The organism is Candidatus Palauibacter australiensis (assembly GCA_026705295.1).
In the GTDB taxonomy this organism is placed as follows: Bacteria; Gemmatimonadota; Gemmatimonadetes; order Palauibacterales; family Palauibacteraceae; genus Palauibacter; species Palauibacter australiensis.
In genome coordinates this window covers 1-13,777 of the sequence record JAPPBA010000100.1, presented here as the reverse complement: position 1 = coordinate 13,777, position 13,777 = coordinate 1, and the positions used below count along the sequence as shown (strand labels likewise).

The following is a 13,777-nucleotide window of genomic DNA, read 5'->3' as shown; positions in this document are numbered from 1 at the left end:
CCGAGGAAACGGTCATCGTAGCCGGTGTAGGCGATCATGCCGCCGTCCGGCGACGCCGTCGGACTCGAGTCAGGGCCGCGCCGGTCCGTAAGCTGCCGGACGGCCCCATCCGAAACGGCAAACTCGAAGATCTCGGAGTCCCGCACGTACTCCCAGTCGTCGCGGCGGGTGGCCGAGATCAGCAGGTGCTGCGAATCGGGCGTCCACTCGGGCGCCCCGCCGTGGTTGTAGGGGCCGTGCGTCACCTGACGCGGTGTCCCTCCCTCCGCGGGGAGGACGAAGACATGGGAGTACCCGACCGGCAGGAAGCCCTGGCTGTCCGAGCGGTAGTAGAGCCGTTCGTACGTCGTGGCGGGCGGCGCCCAGGTCGCGCCTTCCGGCTTCGCCGGCATCTGCGCGAAGGGCGGAGGCGTGTCCGGGACGAACATGCTGAAGGCGATCGTGCTCCCGTCGGGGGACCACGAGAGCCCGCCCGGGCCTCGCTCCAGCTGCGTGAGCAGGGCCGTCTGTCCCGTGTCCATCCAGCGCAGGTATAGCTGTGCCTTCCCGTGCTCGTCGCTCGCCACGTAAAGGAGCCGCGTGCCGTCCGGCGACCAGCGCGGCGACGAGAAGTTCCTCTGTCCGGTGAGGAGCGGACGGTGGTTCGAACCGTCGTAGTCGACGATCCACAGGTTGCTCCGCTGACGGTCCGTCATGATGTCCATCGAGGACCGCACGTAGACGACCCGGGAACCGTCGGGCGAGATCCGGGGATCGCCGGCGACTTCGAGTTCGAACACGTCCGCCGGGCCGAAGTGATCCGGGTTCCGCTCCTGCCCGGCCAGCGGCCCGGCGGGGGCGAGGATGGCGAACGCGAGCGCGGCGGTGGCCACCCGGAAAGCGACCGCGGAGCTGCCGACCCTGTCTTCTCGTGACGACGTCATGATTCCTCCTGGACTGCATTCGATCCCTGATTCGATCCCTGCGGGGCGTCCCGTGGCAGTCAAGGTAGCGCGTTTCCCGCCGCCGGATAGGTTGCGCGGCATGAACGACCGCGACTTTTCGGTGCCGGAAACGATCCGCTGGGCCCCCGGGGGCCGGAGCGCGCAGATCCTCGACCAGACGCTCCTTCCCGGCGTCCACGAGGAGAAGGAACTGTCGACCCTCGAGGACTTCATCGAGGCGATCCGGAGCCTGCGCGTGCGAGGCGCGCCGCTCATCGGCATCACGGCCGCCATCGGGCTCGCGGCGCTGGCGCGGCAGTCCGCTGCCGAAGGAATCTCGGCGGACACGCTACGGGACCGGTTTGCGGGCTGGGCCGAGGGGCTCGCGAACGCCCGGCCGACGGCGGTCAACCTGGTGTGGGCGGTCCGCCGGCTGCGGGCCCGGCTGGAGGCAGCCACCGGCGACGCGGGAGCACTGGCCGCGGCGCTGGCGGCGGAGGCCGACGCCATCCACGACGAGGACCGCCGCATGTGCCGCGCGATCGGCGAGCACGCGGCGGCGCTGCTTGCGGGCGGCGAGTCGGTGATCACGCATTGCAACGCGGGGTCGCTCGCCACGGGCGGCATCGGGACGGCCCTCGCCCCGGTCTACGTCGCGGCCGAGACCGGCCGCCGGGTCCGCGTCTACGCCGACGAGACCCGCCCGCTCTTGCAGGGGAGCCGCCTCACCGCCTGGGAGCTTTCACGGGCCGGTATCGAGGTGACCGTGCTCGCCGACAACATGGCCGGATCGCTCTTCGCCTCGGACCCGCCGGACATCGCCTTCGTCGGCTCCGACCGCATCGCGGCCAACGGCGACGTCGCGAACAAGATCGGTACGTATCCCCTGGCCGTGCTGGCCCACCGCCACGGGGTTCCGTTCTACGTCCTCGCGCCGACCTCCACCGTGGATCTCGGCACACGCACCGGGGCGGAGATCCCGATCGAACACCGCGACCCGGACGAAGTCCGCCGCGGCTTCGGACCCCTCCTCGCCCCCGAGGAGGCCGGCGTGTACAGCCCCGCCTTCGACATCACGCCACACGAACTCGTGACCGGCATCGTCACCGAGCGCGGCATCCACCGCCCGCCCTACACAGACTCCCTCGCCGCCGCCGTCCGCGCCGCGGAAGCGGAGCGGCGGCACCAGCCGACGTAGCCGCCCCGCCGCAGCCGCCGGCTGCCGCCGAGGGCGCGGGGCTCCGCCAACGCGATGTGCCTACCGGTCGTGGTGGAGTATCGGGAGGTAGGCCTTCCAGGGCCCGACCTCATCCTCGAACTGGTGCGCGACGACGCGCGCGATCTGGGCGAGATGGTTGAGGTCGTGGACGGCCCAGGTGGTGAGCAGTTGTCGCAGCGTGACCTCGCCCAGCTCCGGGTGAAGTCCGCCCGCGTCCAGATCGCCCTCGCCTTCGACCACTTCCCGCAGCGCCGCGAGTCCGGTCTCGCGCAGGGTCTCGAACTCGTTGAGGAGCTCAGCCAGCGAGCGGTCCCGCGTGCGCTCGATATGCGCGAAACGATCAAACGGCGGGAACGGGCGTTCGCGCCCGTGTTCGAGAATCCACCGCGCCCGCGGAATCCAGTCGTCGATCTCGCCCTGAATCAAGTGCCCCAGCACGCTGAACGCGCTGAACGTCCCCTCGCCCTCGTCCGCGTGCAGGAGCTCCGCCGGCAGATCCTCGAGCAGCACTCGCACGGTCCCGGGCGTGCGCGCGAGGAGCGTGAGGATGTCCTCCGCCAGCGCCTCGTCGTCGATGATCGTTTCGTTCTCCGCTTCGTTCGTTGTTTCTTCAGTCACCCGCACTCCTCCCGGTCGCGGTGCATGGAACCCGTCGGAACGGAACCTTCGGCCGCCGCCCTTGCAACGGAACTCCGGAACCGCATCCTGCTTCGATCCTGGTGTCGCTGCGACACTACAGCACACCCCACTCCGCGGGGCCGGCAGCCCGTGGCAAACAAGGCGAGATCTTCCGGCGTGAGCGACACGGCACCCTCCCAGCACACCTCCGGGGAACCGGGCTCCAGCCGGTTCGTGGAGCGGCTGCGCGGGGACACGCCGACGATGACGGTCGAACTCCGGCCGCCGCGGAGCGGACTCACGCGGGGCGGCGCGATGGACATGTGGATCGACCTCTCCCATGCCATCCGCGGTCTCGCGGCGCGCGACGCCTTTCTCATGCTCACGGACAGCGCCGTGGGCGAGGAGGAGGAGGAGAACCTCCAGCACCTGACGGCCAACCTCGCGAACGAGGTCGACCCCTGGCGGGTGGTTCCCTTCCTGACCTGTCTCCACCCGCTCGACTACTGCCTGCGCTATGTCGACCGCGCACGAGCCCGCGGCGTCGAAAGCGTCACGGTCACGGGCGGAGACAAGGTGCGAGGCGCCGAGCGATGCGTTCCCCACGGATATCAGCTCCGACGGAAGTTCCGTGAGCGGACCCGGAGCCTGTCACTCGGAGGCTGGGTCAACCTCCACCGCCCGATCGCCGAACAGATCGACTTCGCCACGGACCGGGAGTTCGAGGCCGACTACTACCTCACGCAGGTGGTGTCCCACCACGACCTCGCGCGGGCGGAGCGCTGGCTGGAAGGCGCGGGGCGCGAGGGCCTCGAGATTCCCGGCTCGTTCGGCGTCTTCTACTACCGGAACGGCCGCCGGACGGTACTGGAAAGGCTGTCGCGCTTCTTCCCGGTGCCGGTTGACGCGGTGGCTTCGGCCTTCGAAGCCGGAGTCACGCCGGAGCGGCACTGCGCGGAGACGATCGTTGCCCTCCGCCGTCTGGGGGCTCGGCACGCCTACCTGTGCAACCTCGCCCCGCACCGCGCCGCCACCCAGTTCGACCGCATCATGACCGAGGTCGCCGCCCTGGAGGCCGGCACGAGTTGATTGCATCGCTGCGAACCCATGACGTTCCCGCGGCAACGTCCAGCCCGAACTATTCGGTCGCGTCGAACCGGTTCAGCTTGCCCGACCAGTCGAGAATGCGCCGGTCGGCCGTGAGCAGTTCATACCCCTCCAGAGCCGTGGCAACGATAAGCCGGTCGGCCGGGTCGCCGTGCAAGCCCGGGAGCCGTCCCGCCCGCACGCCAATCAGTCCGCTGACCGGGATTTCGACGAGTCCCTGGGCGAGGAGGTCGCGACGCAGGGCCTCCGGTTCCATGAGAAGGTCGAATCGCCCGCTGTGGACGCGCATCGCGATCTCCCAGAAGGATATGGCCGAGATCGCCGCCCGCCTCCGGGGTAGCGCCCGCTCGATCATCCGCCGAGCGCGCCGCCCGAGCCGGCGGTCCCCGCGCCCGTGCCACAGCAGGACGTGTGTGTCGAGCAGGATCAAAACAGATCCTCGTCGGCGTCGTCTCCGTCGTCCCACCACTCTCTGGGCATGGGCCCCACGATATCGCCATGGATCCGCATCACATCACGATACCGTCCGAACAGCGTCTCCGGTTTCTCCGCGCAGGGCACGAGCTTCGACACGGGGCGGCCGTTCTTCGTGATGACGATTTCCTCGCCGGTCTCTGCGACTTCATCCATGAGCTTGAGACACTTCGCCTTGAACTCCGAGGCCTTGATCGTCCGCGGGAGCCCCGCGGGCCGTTCGTGATCCGATTCCATCCGTCCGCTCCGAGTCTGTCCAACGCCATCAACGCACTGTCAATAGAACCATGGTCATGACCATGGTCAAATCGTCCTCCAGTCCGGCCCCGGCCCGCGCCTACCGCCGGTGCGCGAGCCGGCACCCGCGACGGCACCCGCAGCTGCGCCCCTGACGGCACGGGCAACCTCACAGCGGTTGGGCCGCGTGAAGTGTTACCCGACCGTTGGCGTTTGGCGCGGTACACGGACGCTTGGCGCCTCGGTCACAACCCCAGCACGAGGAAGATCCGACGATGTTCACTCGACGCGACTGGCTCCGCTCCACCGCCGCCGCGGGTGCGGCGCTGTCTCTCAACCCCCGCATCCTGCGCGCGTTCGCGAACCAGGAGATGATCACGCGGCCCATTCCCTCCACCGGGGAGGAACTGCCGATCGTCGGCCTCGGCAGTTCGGCAACCTTTCAGCGCGTGGCGCTCAGCGACGACCACACGCAGATCGAAGGCGTCATGCAGGCGCTGGTGGACGGCGGCGGCTCGGTGTTCGACACCGCACCCAGCTACGGGCGCGGGGCGTCCGAGAGGGCGGCGGGAGACATCTGCCAGAGGCTCGGGATCTCCGACCGCATCTTCTGGGCGACCAAGGTGAACGTGGCCGGGCGGGGCGGGGGCTCCGCGGATCCGGACGCCGCCCGGGCCCAGATCGAGCGTTCGTTCGAGTACTTCGGCGTCCCCGTCATCGACTGCATCCAGGTCCACAACCTCGGAGATCCGCCGGTGCAGGTGGGGATCCTCGAGGAGCTGAAGGCGGCCGGGCGCGTCCGCTACATCGGGATCACTTCCACGAGCAAGCGGCAGTATCCCGCGCTCATTCAGTCCATGCAGGACTATCCCCTCGACTTCATCGGCATCGACTACGCGGTCGACAACGTGAGCGCGGCCGACGAGATCCTGCCGCTCGCGGCGGAACGGAACATCGGCGTGCTCGTCTACGTGCCGTTCGGGCGCACGCGGCTCTGGTCGCGCGTGGGGGACCGCGAGGTGCCGGAGTGGGCGAGCGAGTTCGACGCCCATTCGTGGGCCCAGTTCTTCATCAAGTTCGCGGCCGCGCACCCCGCCGTGACCGTGGTGACGCCGGCTACGAGCCGCGCGGAGCACATGGTGGACAACCTGGGCGGCGGGATGGGACGACTCCCGGACGAGGACCAGCAGCAGCGCATGATCGAGTACGTGAGCCAGCTCCCCGAGGCCGGCTGAGCCGCCCGCTTCAGACGGCTCGAGCTTGAACGGAGGCCCGGGAGGACGTTCCCGCGGGAACGTCGCCCCCGGGCCTTTTGCCGTCCGGGCCTCCTGCCGTCCGGGGCCTTCCGCCGTTCAGGAGACGAGTTCGACCGATTCGTCCGCCGGATCCACCGGGGCGAGTCCCAGACGCTCCAGTTCGCGGTTCACGGCGGCCAGCTCCACGCGCCATACCTCGTCGAGGCGGGTCGTGTAGCCCTCGAGTTCGGCCACCATGATCTCGAACACCTCGTACATCCCGCTCCCGGGCCGGCCGTCGCCGCGCTCGGACATCGAGAGCAGGTTCGCGAGCCGGTTGTTCACCCGGATCGGGAAGTTCAGCGGATCCTGGTTGCTGCGGTTCCGCACCTGGTAGATGTCGCCCTCCACCGCGGAAGCCGCCGTCTGCAGCGCTTCCGCCGCCTCCGCGAGCGCGGCGTCGTCCGAGGCTTCGAGCCGGTCGTCGAGTTGCGACTTCACGCGCCGGATCGCGATCACCGACGAGTTGGCCTCGTCCACGCGCGCCCGGATCCGCATCCCGAACTCGAACTGCTCCTCCATGTCCTCGTCCGTCACGTCCTCGATCCAGGGGTGGCGGGCGACCTCGATCTCCGTCGCCTGCACCTCGCCGTCCGCCGTCAGCCGCACGGTGTACGTCCCCGGAGGCACGGCGGGCGACATCGTGCGCACGCCCCACAGGATCATGCCGGGAAAGGTCGCGGCGGGCGCCGCGCGAAGGTCCCACTGCAGCATGTTGAGCCCCGCTTCGGCAGGCAGCGCGGGTCCGGCCCAACGGTCGCGGGCCGGCGCCGCCTCGCCCTCCGCGGCCGTCGAATCTCCTTCCGCGGCCGGGTCCGGGCGCGGAGCCGGCTCGTAGGTTCGCAGCACCGTGCCCGACGCGTCGAGAATCTCGAGCCGAGCCTCCTCCGGCGCCTCCCGGAACCACCACGAGAGCGTCGCGCCGTTGGCGGAACGGTACGCGGTGGCAGGATCGAACAGCGCGACCGCCTCCGCGGTCAGCCCGGGGCGCGCCTGCCTGAGCGGCGCCAGGTTGTCGAGCACCCAGAACCCGCGGCCGTGGCTCGCGATCGCCAGTTCGTTGTGCTCCACGATGACGTCCGAGACCGGCAGGTCCGGGAACCCCGGGTTCAACTCCTGCCAGTTCGCCCCGTCGTCGTACGACACGTACATGCCGTGCTGCGTCCCGGCGTACAGCATTCCCTCCCGGTTCGGGTCCTCGCGCACGGCGTGCACGTAGGCCTCATCGCGGATCCCGTCCACGATCTTCGTCCACGTCGCCCCATAGTCATCCGTCTTCCAGATGTAGGGCGAGCGGTCGTTGAGGAGCGGTTTCCGCACCGAGATGTACGCCCGGCCCGCCTCGAACGCCGAGGCGTCGATCTGGCTCACGCGCCCGAAGTCCGGCATGTCCGGCGGCGTCACGTTCGTCCACGTCCCGCCGCCGTCGCGCGTCACGTGCACGAGGCCGTCGTCCGACCCCGCCCAGATCACGTCGATGTCCACCTTGCCCGGCCCGACCGAGAAGATCGTCGCGTAGACCTCGGGCCCGTTCATGTCGCCGGTGATCGGGCCGCCGGAATGGCCCAGCGTCATCGGGTCCGCGCGCGTGAGGTCGCCGCTGATCGCCTCCCAGTCGTCGCCCCCGTTCGTCGTCTTCCAGAGCCGGTTTGAGGAGGTGTAGAGGACGCTGGGGTCGATGGGGGAGAAGATGATGGGGAACGTCCACTGCCAGCGCTCCACCATCTCGCTCGCCGGCTCGCCCGAGTAGAACCAGGGATAGGGGTTCACCTCGCGCGACGTGCCGAGGCGGCGGTTGTAGCGGTCGAGGTAGCGCCCGTTGTTCGTCCCCGAGAAGAAGATGTCGATATCCTTCGGATCCGGCGCGATGTAGCCCGGTTCCCCGCCCCCGGCGCGGTACGCGACCTCCATCGAACCCTCGGTGATGCTCGCGGGCTGGTCCCCGCCGAACCCGGGCGCCTGGCCGAAGCCGAACCGGTTCGCGTTCCAGGCCGAGGGCAGGCAGAGCGTCGAGTTGTCCTGCTGCGAGCCGCAGACGTGGAAGGGCACGTGGGCCGTCGTCACGCCGTGGTAGAACTGGGCGGTCGAGAACTCCTGGTCCGTCCAGTGCTGCCCCGTGTCGAAGCTGACCGCGCCGCCGCCGTCGTTCGCCACGACGAGGTGGGCGGGGTCCTCCGGGCTGATCCACAGGTCGTGGAAGTCGCCGTGCGTCCCGTTGTTGATGACCTCGTACGTCGCGCCGCCGTCGGTCGAGCGGAAGAAAGAGGTGTTCTGCACGTACACGACATCGGGATCGTGGTGGTCGGCGAAGACGTGCGTATAGTAGAAGGCCCGCTGCCGGATGCGGCGCTCGTCGTTGATCAGTTCCCACGTGTCCCCGCCGTCGTCGCTGCTGAACAGCCCCCCGTCGGCGTGCTCGAACAGGGCGTACACGCGCTCCGAATCGGCGCTCGAGACGGCGAGCCCGATCTTGCCCACGACGCCCGACTCCGGCATGCCGGGGTTCCGCGTGATCTCCGTCCACGTGTCGCCCCCGTCGGTGCTCTTGAACATCCCGCTTCCGGGACCGCCGGAGGACATGGTGTACTCCCTGCGGAAGGCTTCCCACAGGGCCACGTAGATCACATCCGGGTTGTTGCGGTCGATGGCGATGTCCACGGCGCCCGTGCGCTCATCGCGGAAGAGGATGCGCTCCCAGGTGTCGCCGCCATCCGTGCTCCGGAAGAGGCCCCGCTCCTCGCTCGGCACGCTGTATTTTCCGAACGACGCGACATAGACGATGTTGGGATCCGTGGGATGGATGCGGATGTTGGCGATGGCGTCGGATTCGGAGAAGCCGACGTGCTCCCACGTCTCGCCCGCGTCCCGGCTCCGGTACACGCCGTCCCCCGGCATGATGTTGCCGCGGATGCAGTTCTCGCCCATGCCGATGAAGACGAGGTCCGGATCGGTCTCGGAGACGGCCACCGCCCCGACCGACGCCGACGTGATCTTGAAGTCGGTGACCGGGAACCAGTTCTCGCCCCCGTCCTTCGTCTTCCACAGTCCCCCGCCGGTGGCGCCGAAATAGCCCTCCAGCGGGCGCCCCACGACGCCGCTCGTGGCGATCGAACGGCCGCCCCGGTCCGGCCCGAGGTTCCGCCAGCGGTAGCCCGCCAGGAACGCGGAATCGAGCGTGACCGCTCCGGGGGCGACCTCCTGCGCCTCCAGCGGGCTTGCGCGGCCGGGACCGGCGAACGGCGTGAAGAGGGAAAGTGCCAGCAGCGAAGAGAGGAGACGCGGGATGCGGTTCATGGCCTGGCTCCGGGCGTAGTCGAGGACGACGGATGATCGTCCGCCGAAGATAGACGCCGCGTTATGGGCGGGGGAAGGCGACCCGTCAGCCTCCGCGGCGACGGAAGGAGTGGTCAGTTCTCGTCGGGGATCCCCGCATCCGTATCGTCCGGAGGCTGGAACGGAAAGATCGCGACGGACTCCACTCCGAGCGCGTCTTCGCGGGTTCCGAGGAGGTAATCGGCGCCGAACTCCCAGACCTCCAGGCCGGGAACCGACTCAAGATGGCAGAGAAACTCGCCATCTCCCTCGAATACGAGCCAGCCGACCGACTCCCGCGGCTTCGGGTAGCGACCGACCCAGACGCGGCCATCCCGCCCTACGTCGACGCCGCTCGAGGCGGGGAAACGGTCGGCGACGGGACGATCCTCGCTCGCCATGAGGTCGGCGACAGGGCCTGGTTCCCTCCCCTCCCGCCGCCGCCGTTCCAGAAAATCCTCCCGCCAGGCGCTCGCGTGTGCGGCCGTTACGTCCCGGTCGCCGTCGACCCAGCGAACGATCCGCCGCAACCGAAACTCCTCGTCCAGCAGCCGCACTTCCGGCTCGCGACCGTCGGTCACGGCAATCGTCGCACCGTCGGCATCGACGGAGGGCGCGGCTTCGAAGAGGGGGTCGAGAACCAGGTTGATGGGACCGCTCGGGGGACCGTATCGGCGTCCTTCCAGGGTCATCAGGGTACCGACGAGGCCCCCATCCCGCGTGTGGACGTCAACGAAGACGTCCTGGGGCGTACGATAATCTTCCCCGCCCCCTTCCACGCGCACGTTGATCGACGAGCCGTTGGACAGCACTCCGCCGCCGCGGCTTGGATTCGCGTAGGCGGGGCTGATCTGGACTATTCGAACGAACTCGCCTGCGGCCGTGAATACGTTGAAGTACCACGGCCGCAGGTTGCCCACCCAGATCGTGTCGCCGGGGAGGGTCCACATGAGATGCGGATCCCGGAACTCGCCGGGACCCTCGCCCCGCCGCCCCATTGAGCGGACATATTCTCCTGTCGCGCTGAAAATGCGGACGCTCGACGTCGTTTCGTCGGCCACAGCCACGGACCCGTCCGAGAGTCGTACGAGACCGCGAATAGCGTAGAATTCATACCGGTCATCGCCGGAGACCTCCCCCACGGCGAAGCTCGGTTCGCCGCTGACCGTGCAGCGCCGGATGCTATGGAGGGGATCGCTCGTCACGATGGCGATGCCGGCGCTGTCGGCGACCATCGTGGCGCTGAAGCTGGCGTTCTCCTGGTCGCAAGCCGCCGCCAGCATGCCGAGCATCGTCAGCAGCAGCCGTTCAGGTCGCGGGATCATGTCGCGTACCCCAGTCGTTGAGCAGAGCGTCAAGCGAGAGCCCATGCTTCGACGAACGTCTCGCGAGGCCCGGAAGTTCCGCGAGCCTCGCGGCGCGCATCGGGTGCGGGCGGTGTACCTTACCGGATGAACGCGATGCGGGGTAGTGCGCGGAAGCTTGCGGAGACGGTCTGGGGAATGGGGAGCGGACGGACCAGGGTGGGCTACCTCGGGCCTCCCGGAACGTTCAGCGAGCAGGCGGCGCGGCGTTACGATCCGCTGGCGCGTCACGTGCCGTTCGGGGACATCGAGAGCGTCGTGCGTGCGGCGGAGAAGGAGAAGATCGACGAGGCGCTCGTCCCGCTGGAGAACAGCACGGAAGGCCCCGTCACCGTGACGACCGACCTCCTCGTCCACCGAACGGACCTACGGATCCGACGTGAAGTCGTCCTTCCGATCCACCTCTGTCTGCTGACGGAGGGCGGCGTCGATTTCGACGAAATACGGGTCGTCTATTCCCATCCGCAGGCGATCGCCCAGTGCCGGGACTATCTGGCGCGCAAACTGCCGAACGCGGAACCCGTGGCCTCGCTGAGCACGGTGAGGGCCGTGGAGGACATGCGGATCGACGGGCCCGGAGCGGCGGCCATATCGAGCTTGCGGGCGGCCGAGGTTCGCCACGCCTTCGTGCGCGAAGGTCACATCGAGGACGTGCCGGGGAACCGCACCCGGTTCGCCGTGCTGGCGCAGCGGGATCACGAACCTACGGGAAAGGACAAGACGTCGATCTGCTTCGACTTCGCGGCCGACGGTCCGGGCACTCTCTACCAGGCGCTCGGCGAGTTGGCGAACCGGCGGATCAACATGCTGAAGATCGAATCGCGCCCCGCGAAGAGCAGCCTCGGACGGTACGTCTTTCTCATCGATTTCGAGGGGCACCGTACCGACCGCTTCGTAGCGGAGGCACTGGACCGAATCAGGGAGCGCGCGTCGTCCTTCAAGATCCTGGGGTCCTATCCCAAGGCATCCGACCCGGCCCCCTAGCGTCCGGCCCCGTGGCGTTCGGACCGACTATCCCGCGATCCTCGGCGGCCTTCCAAGTCGGGTCAGGTTCGTCCCGAGGACTTCCTCCGCGGCGGCCGCCCGCGCGAGGAGCCTCAGATCCCCGCCCGAGGGTCCCATCAGATGGAGACCGACGGGCATGTCCTCTCCGTCCAGCCCGGCGGGAAGCGAGATTGCGCACATGTCGAGCATGCTGGCCGGGCAGGTGCCGGAGAGCATGGCGCGGTTGGCGTCGCGGTACGCGCCCAGGCGCGACAGGGCAGTAAGCGGCGGCGGCGCGGTCGGCAGGGTGGGCGTCGCCAACAGGTCCACGCGCTCCGCGGTCAGTCGGGCGTGGGCCCGCGCCGACAGGCGGCGGCGCGCGTCGAGGGCGGCCAGGTAGTCGACGGCCCGCACGGCGCCCGCCGCTCCCAGCCGCTTGCCGATGATCGAGTGCAGCAGCGGAATCCACTCCGGCAGTTCTCGTTCCAGGAACCCGAGGAACTCCGGCTGCACGATCCGGCCGTCGAAGTAGCGCTCCCCGGCTTCGTCGAGTTCGGGCACAGCGATGTCGAGAAGCGTCGCACCGGCGGCCTCGAGCTCGGCGAGCGCGTCCTGAACGACGGCCGCGATAGCGGGCTCCGCGTCCGTCCACAGGCGGGAATCGGGGACCCCGATCCTCAGCCCCGAAACACTGTCCGGGACCGGGTCGGCCGGCGCCTTCCCGGCTCGCGCGGGCGGGTCGATGGCACGGAAGGCGTAGCGAAGGTCCTCGACGGTGTGGGCGAGCATTCCCACCGTGTCGAGCGATGTGCTGAGGGGGACGACGCCGGTGGTCGGCCAGCGGCCGGTGGTGGGACGGAGACCCACGACCCCGGTCGCCGAGGCGGGGATTCGAATCGAACCCCCCGTGTCCGTGCCGAGCGCGATCCGGGCGGAACCTTCCCACAGACTCACGCCGGCGCCCGCCGACGAACCGCCGGGGGCCCGGTGCTCGGCCGGATCCCACGGGTTCACGGGCGTCCCCGTGTTCGGGTTGAGCCCGACCCCGCCGAAAGCGAACTCGACGGTGTGCGTCTTGCCGGTGAACACGGCGCCCAATCGACGCAGCGACGTCACGAGGAACCCTTCGGGCCAGGCGGGGAGCGCCCGCTTCGTGCCGGCGTACAGCGGGGTGCCGTCGAGGGCATAGAGGTCCTTGACGGATACGGTGACGCCCGCCAGCGGGCCCGGATCCTCGCCGCGGGCGGCAGCGGCATCGATGGCGTCCGCTTGCCGCCGCAGCGCCCTGGCGTCGAACGCGATGTACGCATCCAGATCGCTGGTCTCGTGGCGACGGGTGGCGGCGTCCGCCTCGCGCCGCGCCCCTCCGCGACCCCTTCGGACTTCCGACGCGACGCGACGAATGGAGGTGTGAGTCATTGATTTCCGTCCGAGCCGCACACGCGCCACCGGAGCGAGATGGCTACGGCCGGTACTTCATGCTGGCGCCCACCGCCCAGTATCCGAGCCGGGTGAACTCCAGCGTGGAGACGAAGGGCGTGACCCCGTCCGCGTGCACCGGCGCGTGGCTTCGAATCGTCGTCCACTGCGCGTCCACGCTGAGGTCCGGCGTCTGCACCCAGCGACCCTTCAGGCCGATGGAGACCTCGTCGGAGAGGGCGTAGTCCACGCCGGCCAGGAGCTGGAATCCCAGTCCGATTTCGGCGATGTCCGTCGTCAACTCGCTGACCGTTCCCGCCGCGGCGCGCTGCCAGTCGGGCGAGGCTCCGGGCTCGGAGCGCGATCCGCCGAAGACCTCGAGATAACCCTCCGCGATCGACTTGCGGGCAAAGCCGATATAGTAGCGGTAGGCGACCTGGGAGAGCCCCCCTCCCGCTCCGACATAGGGCGTCAGGCGGCCTCCGGTCGGAAGCGACCAGGTGAGGTTGGCGAAGAACTGCCGGCCCCGGAACTCGGAGATGTCCCCCCAGGGCGGTCGCGTGGGGCTCCATTCCGTCTCCTTGCCAGTGATCGCGGCGCCGGCCTGCGTACCGAGCATCAGCAACGTGTTCTGGATGATCTGGTGTCGCTGCAGCGCCTCCACTTCGACGCCGAGCGGCCCGAACGAGTATCCCGCGGCGACGCTGCCGCCGAGTCCGGGCTCCGGGTCGTACGAGTACAGACCGCCCAGCTCGGAGCCGGCGAGGCAGCCCGCGTCCCTGGGCGCGTCGGCCAGATTCGGGTACAGCAACCGGTCGCAGCGGG

12 protein-coding genes are annotated in these 13,777 nt (G+C 69.3%); 4 read left to right on the top strand and 8 right to left on the bottom strand.

What is annotated here, in order from left to right:
* The coding region (locus OXN85_07820; protein ID MCY3599863.1) for a S9 family peptidase at positions 1 to 923 on the bottom strand (923 nt) is incomplete at its 3' end.
* A gap of 100 nt (positions 924 to 1,023) precedes the next feature.
* Here OXN85_07820 and mtnA point away from each other — a divergent pair.
* Positions 1,024 to 2,121, top strand: coding sequence for an S-methyl-5-thioribose-1-phosphate isomerase (gene mtnA, locus OXN85_07815; GenBank protein ID MCY3599862.1), 1,098 nt, complete (start codon positions 1,024 to 1,026; stop codon positions 2,119 to 2,121).
* Between the two features lie 60 nt (positions 2,122 to 2,181).
* Here mtnA and OXN85_07810 read toward each other — a convergent pair whose 3' ends face one another.
* Entirely contained in the window at positions 2,182 to 2,760 is a 579-nt protein-coding gene (locus OXN85_07810) for a DinB family protein (protein MCY3599861.1), read from the bottom strand.
* A gap of 177 nt (positions 2,761 to 2,937) precedes the next feature.
* Here OXN85_07810 and OXN85_07805 point away from each other — a divergent pair, with 177 nt between their 5' ends.
* Complete coding sequence (locus OXN85_07805) at positions 2,938 to 3,849, top strand: hypothetical protein (GenBank protein ID MCY3599860.1); 912 nt, start codon at positions 2,938 to 2,940, stop codon at positions 3,847 to 3,849.
* 49 nt (positions 3,850 to 3,898) lie between these two features.
* Here the strand turns inward: OXN85_07805 and OXN85_07800 are convergent, their stop codons facing one another.
* Both OXN85_07800 and OXN85_07795 read right to left on the bottom strand, forming a co-directional pair.
* Positions 3,899 to 4,297: a type II toxin-antitoxin system VapC family toxin gene (locus OXN85_07800; GenBank protein MCY3599859.1), complete on the bottom strand. Its 399-nt coding sequence runs from the start codon at positions 4,295 to 4,297 to the stop codon at positions 3,899 to 3,901.
* The gene (locus OXN85_07795) at positions 4,294 to 4,578 is read right to left on the bottom strand and encodes a type II toxin-antitoxin system Phd/YefM family antitoxin (protein ID MCY3599858.1); all 285 of its coding nucleotides are present in this window, start codon (positions 4,576 to 4,578) and stop codon (positions 4,294 to 4,296) included. The genes OXN85_07800 and OXN85_07795 overlap by 4 nt, the downstream gene beginning before the upstream one ends.
* Before the next feature lie 275 nt (positions 4,579 to 4,853).
* Here OXN85_07795 and OXN85_07790 point away from each other — a divergent pair, with 275 nt between their 5' ends.
* On the top strand, positions 4,854 to 5,813 hold the full coding sequence (locus OXN85_07790) for an aldo/keto reductase (protein ID MCY3599857.1): 960 nt from the start codon (positions 4,854 to 4,856) through the stop codon (positions 5,811 to 5,813).
* Between the two features lie 117 nt (positions 5,814 to 5,930).
* On the opposite strand, the gene OXN85_07785 is transcribed toward OXN85_07790, so the two are convergent.
* The gene (locus tag OXN85_07785) at positions 5,931 to 9,167 is read right to left on the bottom strand and encodes a glycosyl hydrolase (protein ID MCY3599856.1); all 3,237 of its coding nucleotides are present in this window, start codon (positions 9,165 to 9,167) and stop codon (positions 5,931 to 5,933) included.
* A 113-nt stretch (positions 9,168 to 9,280) separates the two neighbouring features.
* Complete coding sequence (locus OXN85_07780; protein MCY3599855.1) at positions 9,281 to 10,510, bottom strand: 6-bladed beta-propeller; 1,230 nt, start codon at positions 10,508 to 10,510, stop codon at positions 9,281 to 9,283.
* A 135-nt stretch (positions 10,511 to 10,645) separates the two neighbouring features.
* On the opposite strand from OXN85_07780, the gene pheA reads away from it, so the two are divergent.
* The gene (gene pheA / locus OXN85_07775; GenBank protein ID MCY3599854.1) at positions 10,646 to 11,533 is read left to right on the top strand and encodes a prephenate dehydratase; all 888 of its coding nucleotides are present in this window, start codon (positions 10,646 to 10,648) and stop codon (positions 11,531 to 11,533) included.
* Positions 11,534 to 11,560: 27 nt separating this feature from the next.
* On the opposite strand, the gene OXN85_07770 is transcribed toward pheA, so the two are convergent.
* Both OXN85_07770 and OXN85_07765 read right to left on the bottom strand, forming a co-directional pair.
* Positions 11,561 to 12,952, bottom strand: a complete 1,392-nt coding sequence (locus tag OXN85_07770) for an amidase (GenBank protein ID MCY3599853.1) — start codon at positions 12,950 to 12,952, stop codon at positions 11,561 to 11,563.
* Positions 12,953 to 12,995: 43 nt separating this feature from the next.
* On the bottom strand, positions 12,996 to 13,777 hold a 782-nt coding region (locus OXN85_07765), incomplete at its 5' end, for a hypothetical protein (GenBank protein ID MCY3599852.1).

Coding starts and splice junctions, on each gene's coding strand:
- mtnA (MCY3599862.1), top strand. CDS start 1,024: ATGAACGACCGCGACTTTTCGGTGCCGGAAACGATCCGCTGGGCCCCC.
- OXN85_07795 (MCY3599858.1), bottom strand. CDS start 4,578: ATGGAATCGGATCACGAACGGCCCGCGGGGCTCCCGCGGACGATCAAG.
- OXN85_07790 (MCY3599857.1), top strand. CDS start 4,854: ATGTTCACTCGACGCGACTGGCTCCGCTCCACCGCCGCCGCGGGTGCG.
- OXN85_07785 (MCY3599856.1), bottom strand. CDS start 9,167: ATGAACCGCATCCCGCGTCTCCTCTCTTCGCTGCTGGCACTTTCCCTC.
- OXN85_07780 (MCY3599855.1), bottom strand. CDS start 10,510: ATGATCCCGCGACCTGAACGGCTGCTGCTGACGATGCTCGGCATGCTG.
- pheA (MCY3599854.1), top strand. CDS start 10,646: ATGCGGGGTAGTGCGCGGAAGCTTGCGGAGACGGTCTGGGGAATGGGG.
- OXN85_07770 (MCY3599853.1), bottom strand. CDS start 12,952: ATGACTCACACCTCCATTCGTCGCGTCGCGTCGGAAGTCCGAAGGGGT.